The 6,058-nt window shown below is 67.8% G+C and carries 7 protein-coding genes, 1 tRNA gene and 2 pseudogenes; 6 read left to right on the plus strand and 4 right to left on the minus strand.

Features of this window, described 5'->3' with window-relative positions; all coding sequences use genetic code 11:
• Window positions 1–2: 2 nt before the first annotated feature.
• Window positions 3–710 carry a hypothetical protein gene (locus tag ACTOQ2_RS02910; RefSeq protein ID WP_440098060.1) on the minus strand — a complete coding sequence of 236 codons (708 nt, stop codon included), beginning with the start codon at window positions 708–710 and terminating at the stop codon, window positions 3–5.
• 179 nt (window positions 711–889) lie between these two features.
• Window positions 890–1,351: a hypothetical protein gene (locus ACTOQ2_RS02915; protein ID WP_440098061.1), complete on the minus strand. Its 462-nt coding sequence runs from the start codon at window positions 1,349–1,351 to the stop codon at window positions 890–892.
• Window positions 1,352–1,461: 110 nt separating this feature from the next.
• On the opposite strand from ACTOQ2_RS02915, the gene ACTOQ2_RS02920 reads away from it, so the two are divergent.
• Window positions 1,462–1,538, plus strand: a tRNA-Pro gene (locus ACTOQ2_RS02920).
• 189 nt (window positions 1,539–1,727) lie between these two features.
• Here ACTOQ2_RS02920 and ACTOQ2_RS02925 read toward each other — a convergent pair.
• Both ACTOQ2_RS02925 and ACTOQ2_RS02930 read right to left on the minus strand, forming a co-directional pair.
• On the minus strand, window positions 1,728–2,009 hold the full coding sequence (locus tag ACTOQ2_RS02925; RefSeq protein ID WP_440098062.1) for a hypothetical protein: 282 nt from the start codon (window positions 2,007–2,009) through the stop codon (window positions 1,728–1,730).
• Between the two features lie 100 nt (window positions 2,010–2,109).
• Window positions 2,110–2,757: a hypothetical protein gene (locus ACTOQ2_RS02930; RefSeq protein ID WP_440098085.1), complete on the minus strand. Its 648-nt coding sequence runs from the start codon at window positions 2,755–2,757 to the stop codon at window positions 2,110–2,112.
• Here ACTOQ2_RS02930 and ACTOQ2_RS02935 point away from each other — a divergent pair.
• From ACTOQ2_RS02935 to ACTOQ2_RS02955, 5 genes and pseudogenes are all read left to right on the plus strand, one after another.
• Window positions 2,737–3,174: pseudogene (locus ACTOQ2_RS02935) on the plus strand (transposase); the annotation flags it as partial. The gene ACTOQ2_RS02930 and the pseudogene ACTOQ2_RS02935 sit on opposite strands and share 21 nt — an antisense overlap.
• Before the next feature lie 385 nt (window positions 3,175–3,559).
• Window positions 3,560–4,231, plus strand: a complete 672-nt coding sequence (locus ACTOQ2_RS02940) for a hypothetical protein (protein ID WP_440098063.1) — start codon at window positions 3,560–3,562, stop codon at window positions 4,229–4,231.
• A gap of 337 nt (window positions 4,232–4,568) precedes the next feature.
• The gene (locus ACTOQ2_RS02945; protein WP_440098064.1) at window positions 4,569–4,865 is read left to right on the plus strand and encodes a hypothetical protein; all 297 of its coding nucleotides are present in this window, start codon (window positions 4,569–4,571) and stop codon (window positions 4,863–4,865) included.
• Window positions 4,866–5,034: 169 nt separating this feature from the next.
• The gene (locus tag ACTOQ2_RS02950; protein ID WP_440098066.1) at window positions 5,035–5,460 is read left to right on the plus strand and encodes a tyrosine-type recombinase/integrase; all 426 of its coding nucleotides are present in this window, start codon (window positions 5,035–5,037) and stop codon (window positions 5,458–5,460) included.
• Window positions 5,459–5,776, plus strand: a pseudogene (locus ACTOQ2_RS02955) (transposase); the annotation flags it as partial. The gene ACTOQ2_RS02950 and the pseudogene ACTOQ2_RS02955, both read left to right, overlap by 2 nt.
• Window positions 5,777–6,058 lie beyond the last annotated feature (282 nt).

Consider the following 6,058-nt stretch of genomic DNA (forward strand, 5'->3'; position numbering starts at 1 on the left):
CTTCACTGTCCTTGGGTGTCGCGTCGGGAGGCTCGCCCGGCGTCGTCGGTGGTCTCGGGCTCGGGGGAATTCGCCTCCGGGACGTCCCGATCGGTGGGAACCGTGGAACCCGTCCGCCCGGAGTCCCCGTCGACGGCCTCGGCCCGCCGGGAACCCCGGCCGCCGTCTGCCGAGCTGCCGGGGGCATCGAGCAGTTCCTCGAACAGGGCGCGGTAGTGAACCATGGCCTGCCGGAGTTCCTCGGTGGAGGCCTCCTTGTGGGCGGCCCGGGTGCTGATCTCGTGAGCCTGCCGGTAGTGGTCGAGAGTGCGGCCGTGCGCGACCGACAGGTCGGAGAGCCGCTGCTCGAAGTCCTCGGTCGGGTAGCCGCGCTCCGCCATCACGGAGGTGACCAGGTGGTCGGCCTCCGTCACCGCGAAGCCGGGAGCGTCCACGAAACGCTCCTGGACCTCCATCCACTTCTTCGTGTAGATCTCGCGCGTCCCGGCGTCCAGGGCGCGGATGTCGAGGGAGCTGAAGCGCTGCTCGCGAGCGATGAGTTCCTGCTCGGCGTCGCGCCTGTTCTCGCGCTCCTGAACGGTACGTTCGTATTCGGGGCCGAAGCGGTCGCGAAGCCGGTGCCGGCGCTGCTGCTGCAGCACGAAATAGCCGACTGCGACGATCGCCACCACCGCGACCACGACGACGGCCACCCAGATCACGGTGGACATGTCTGCCTCCGGTTGTGTAGGCGCTTGTACCCGTGCGCTGCCCTAGGGTCAAGGCTCGAAACCGGTTACCGACATCTGCGGCGTGCCACCACTCGGTCTGGATTTAATGTTTTACCGAGATTTTTCGGGTAGTCGCTGATCTTTGGTTGAGTCTTCGATCACGGCCCCCGCGCTCGCGCTCACTCCTTCGCGTGATCCTCGACGCCGCCGGAGGCTCCGGCGGCGTCGATCGCCTTCCGGGCCTCGTTCACCAGCCTTTCGACCAGCCACTCCCCGGGAGAGGCGGGAACCTCCAGGAACCCCCTGCCGGGCTCGTACGAGATGTCCATGCCGGAGGCGACCAGCCGCCCGGCCCAGCGCAGCGCCGTGTTCAGCTTCTCGGCGGGAATCGCCCGCCCCTGCGCCACGGACGAGAGATTGCGCAGGTTCGTCGCGGGCCCGGACTGGTTGTGCGCCCGATCCAGCTTCCACGGGATGGCCCGCGAGTGATCGAGCATCGGCTTCGAGAGCCCGGCCGCCCGCTTCGCCTGCAAGATCCCGGACTCGCTCACCCCGAACCGCGCGGCCAGCTCCGCGTTCGACAACCCCTGCCCGGCCAGTCGCCGCAGCTCCTCCTGGTCGATCAACGCCTTACGCCCCACGTGCCCACGCCCTTCGCGCGATCGCCTGCCCTCGCGGGCGTCGCCGTGTGCGAAGCCCCCTCGATCTGCGCTAAGGTTATGACGTCCCGCCCGAGAGGGCGCCGGACAACCGGGACGTAGCGCAGCTTGGTAGCGCACTTGACTGGGGGTCAAGGGGTCGCAGGTTCAAATCCTGTCGTCCCGACCAGGTTTTAGCTGGTCGGCAGGGGTTTCGGAGTTTCTCCGGAGCCCCTTTTTCGATCTTCGGGAGCCAACTGGAGTCAAGCGCGCTCAGGATGTCCGCGGGTAGCAGGCTCCTTGCTCGACTCCGTCGGATCTACCCGGATCCTTGGCCTGTGACCGGTGGCCAAGGATCGAGGGCGTCAGGCGGGGGAGTTCACTCGCTGGAGCGGGCGGCCTTCCACAGCTGCATCCTGGCAGCGTACTGGTCGTCGATGTCTTGCAGCCACGGGTGCTGGTCGCGCTTCTCCTGCGCCTGCAGTCGCACCTCGCGGGCCTTCTGTACTTCGTCCTCCTGCTTGTCGGTGGTCTTCGGTTTGCCGGTCATGATGTCTATCGTCGAGGGGAGCGCGGCGATCAGTTTCTCGAAGCGGGCGTCGGCTTGCTCGTAGTCGCGCTGAATCTCTACCAGGTCATTTGGAAATTCGTATGCAGGCACGTGTGAATCCAATGGTTTACGGCATGTCACCCCCGGAGGGGCCTCCGTGGTCGGCCTGGACCTGCGGCCTATGTCCTGCATGTGCCCGAGGGCTGCCGTGCTAAGCGCGTAAAGCTGAATCGGGCACACGAGACAGCCGGGCGGCGAAGCCACAGAGCAGGCCGTACCCCCAAATCTGGCCGGTGCCCTGTCCCATGGTGGCAGGGTCGACCTCGACCTCGGCTCTGAGCCTGCCCCCGGCAGGGCTGGTGACCTGCGCCAGGAGGTTCGGGGTGAGCGAGGTGGTCAAAATTTGGCCATCAATGACCTGGGACGGATTGACTTGTAGCGCGCCCACGGCCGGTTCGGAGACGGAGGCCGGCACGTCGACGGTCAGGGCCTGCCGGTCCGGCCAGGGCGAGCTGAGCGTGGCGGCGGTGGTATTGGCCGCGCGGGCGCGCCAGCGCACCTTCCAGTCGTCGGTCAGCTTCGCCGTGGGAACGGTGAGGCCGACCTGGGTGCCAGAGGCGACATTGTCGAGGCTGCCCGCCCAGATCTGGCTGGTGCCCTGCCCGGTGGCGGCCGGGTCGTGCTCGATCTCGAATGTCCCCGTCAAGGTATCGGTCGCGGTATCGGAGACGGTGGCCGCGAGTTGCGGGGTGAGCGAGGTGACCGTGGTGATGTCCGCCACGCTCTGCGCCGGGGTCATCATCAAGCCAGTAATCGCCGGAGCCGAGACCGGGGCGGCGGCCGGCCCCGCGTGGTGCATGCCGACCGCGGTACCTCGATGACGTCCAACGACGTGGCCGCGCTCCTGGTCGACCTGCAGATCAGCCGCTCGCATTCACGCCCCAAGGTCTCCAACGACAACCCCTACAGCGAAGCGGCGTTCAAGACGCTGAAGTATTGTCCGGCCTTCTCCGAACGGTTCGGCGGCATCGACGACGCGCGCACGTTCTGCGAGGCGTTCTTCACCTACTACAACCACGAGCACCGCCATTCGGGGATCGGCCTGCACACCCCGGCCTCGGTGCACCTCGGTACCGCGGCCCAGATCCGCGCCCAGCGGGCCGTCACGCTGGAGGCCGCCTACCAGGCCAATCCCGGCCGGTTCCGCAGGAGACCGGTCCCGCCCAGGATCCCCGCCACAGCGTGGATCAACGACCCAGGCAAACGGGAGAAATAGGTACAGAACAACTGAAACAACCGTGTCTCACCAAGCTTGACAAGTTCCGTGAGCCCTGACACCCGAGCTGGTCTCGTCGGCGTATGTTCAGGTCGATGATTCGTCCGAGGTCCGTGATCGGGACCGGGACCGGGACCGGGACACCAAACTCGTACACCACTTCCATGGACGCAACCCGCCCATGACGCGGTCCCGCGCAACTGCGAGCAGGAGATCTGGGCATGAGCCCGCCTCACCGGAGAAGCACCCCAACCTGGCGATACACCTGAACTCGAACCAGACAGCAAACGGGGGATCAAACCCTCATCAAGGGAACAACGGGGGCCGCGCACGCGTACCTTCGTGCTGACCGTTTGACACAAACACGCGCGAAGGAGCCCGTCAGGTGACCAGCACTCTGACCTTGCAAGCACTGCGGCGACTGAGGACCGCCCCTGGCGGGCAGTTCGACTGCCGGATCAGCTTCTCCGACGGACAGGGAACTTCGCGGCCGGTCGCTTATGTGGAACGCGAGGTGCTGCCCAACGGCATATCCGCCTACCTCGCGGCCCGGAAGAGCGGAGCCCGCTCCTTCGTCCTGTGGGCGGACGAGCATCGCCAGGCGCGGGTCGCCACCCTGGTCACCGTCTCCACGGGCAGCGGGCGGGCACAGTTCAAGGTGCTTGGCCCGCACGGCGAACCGCTCGGTATGTTCACGCGCGATAAGGCGTTCAGTCAGGGACTGCGCACACGCTGGACGGTGAGCCGCGCCGGCAGCCCCGACGCGGTGGGATACAAGGGCCGGCTGTTCTGGTGGTGCGTGTGGTGGCTCTGCTCGCCCCTGCTGCCGCTCATCGTCGTGGCCGCCCTGTTCGGCGGCGGCGGCGACTTCCCGCGCGGCCCACGCCGCATCAAGTGGCGCTCCGGCGGACAGGTCCCGCTTGAGTTCAAGTCGTCCGGGGACACGGTCCGTCTGTACGCACCGGAGCTGGACTGGCGGCTCGGAGCCGCCCTCGTGGCCCTGATCCCCTCCTTCGACGGCTGGATCGGCGACCCCTGGGACAGCAGGAAGGACTGACGGGCAGGCGGCGCGCCCGTGATGCGGCGGGAGGCGCGGACGGTGGCTTCGGAGCGCGGAGGCCGCGTGAGCAGGATCTCGGCGAAGGGCCGGCCCGGGAATCGTGTGCCGGTGGAGGGTATCCTGTACCACGGAATACTCGCCGCCCCCCGTGTGCATGTGCTTCGTCAGGATGTCGGCGATCTCCTCGCCGGGGTGGCGGCTGTCGAGAAGGTCGCGGATGTCCTCCCGCGTGAACACCTTCTCCTCCTTGCTGCCTGGATCGCCACACGTCGAACCTCTACACGCCACGGCCGACCCTGCGGTACGGGGCCACGCGGGCTGGTACAAATGCGGCATGAGCGAACTCGTCGGCTATCCCCCACAGCCGAACGTGCGGCCGGCCCGGCGGGTCTACAGTCGGAGGTACCGTGTGTGGGCCCACGTGTTCCTGTGGACGCCGATCGCGCTCACGGTGGCCGGTGTCGTCCTCGGCCTGGGACTGTTCGCGGCCGCTGACGCCGACCCGGCGTACGGTTCGTCCGCGCTCGGCTATCTCGGCCTCTTCGTGTGGGGCGGCCTCGCGGTCCTGTCGCCGGTCCTGCTCGGGTCGTTCATTGCCGGGCTGGTCATGCTGATCCGCGCGCGCGGCTGAGGTCGCGGCGGGACGCGGCCCGCCGCGACATGCTCCAGGCCGGCCGCCTGGACGATGTCGTGGCCACGTCGACGGTCACCGTCTCGGCGGAAATACTGAACCGATACTTCACCAGCTCGAAGAGCCCATCGGTGAAGGCGGGCAGGTCATCCTGCCCTGAGGTCCGGCCGTGGCCGGCCGTTGTGACGCAGCCGGAGCCGACGCCGACGACGGCGCCGACGACCCGTGCGTGGTTACGAAGGCGCACGTCGAGGCGTTCCAGGCGTGGATGGTGGAAACCCGGTCGGCGTCCACGGCGCTGAACAAGTACAAGTGTCTGCAGCAGTTCTTCCGCTGGTTGCAGGGCGACGAGCAGGTCATCGACCGGAACCCGATGGACCGGGTGCGGCCGCCGAAGACGCCGACCAAGCTGGTGCCGGTGCTGGGGGAGGCGGACACGGCGAAGGTGCTGCAGGCGTGTCGGGGCAAGGGGTTCGTCGGCCTGCGCGACGAGGCGCTGGTCCGGTTGTACGCCAACACCGGCGCCCGCCTGTCCGAGGTCGGCATGCTGTTGGTCACCGACGTGGACATGACACTCCCGAAAGCCTCGAGATAACGGCCGGAAGCGGTTCGTGGTGACCGACACGATGGGGCTGCTGGTGACGGTGTGGGTCCTCGCGGCGTCGTGGCAGGACCGCGATGGTGGTCGGGGTGCGCTGGTCGCGGCGGTGGCGGCGGTGCCGTCGATGCGGTATGTGTTCGCTGACCAGGGCTTCGCCGGGGGTTTTGTGGAGTGGGCGCGGCGGGTAGTGTCGACCACGGTGGACATTGCGCGTAAGCCTGCCGGGCAGCGGGGGTTCGTGGTGCATCCGCGCAGGTGGGTGGTCGAGCGAAGTCTGGCGTGGTTGACCGCGCATCGCCGGTTGGCGCGGGACTACGAGCGTGATCCGCGGTGTCGGAGGCGATGGTCCGGTGGGCGGCGATCAACCAGATGGTGCGCCGGCTGACCCGTGGCGGCCCGGCCCGCCGACAGCAACGCCGCACCTACGACTGGCACGACTGACACCTATCGCAAACACCCTCTGAGAAAGAACCGCCCGTCCCGGCGTGTCGCGCACCCAGAACCACGATGAGGAGCACCGATATGACTGATCCGATGAAGGCCGTGGTGCTCGCCCGTTTCGGGGGGGCCGATGCTTTCGAGCTGCGCGAGG

This window comes from Streptosporangium sp. H16, from assembly GCF_051918855.1.
GTDB lineage: Bacteria > Actinomycetota > Actinomycetes > Streptosporangiales > Streptosporangiaceae > Streptosporangium.

Coding starts and splice junctions, on each gene's coding strand:
- ACTOQ2_RS02910 (WP_440098060.1), bottom strand. CDS start 710: ATGTCCACCGTGATCTGGGTGGCCGTCGTCGTGGTCGCGGTGGTGGCG.
- ACTOQ2_RS02930 (WP_440098085.1), bottom strand. CDS start 2,757: ATGCACCACGCGGGGCCGGCCGCCGCCCCGGTCTCGGCTCCGGCGATT.
- ACTOQ2_RS02945 (WP_440098064.1), top strand. CDS start 4,569: ATGAGCGAACTCGTCGGCTATCCCCCACAGCCGAACGTGCGGCCGGCC.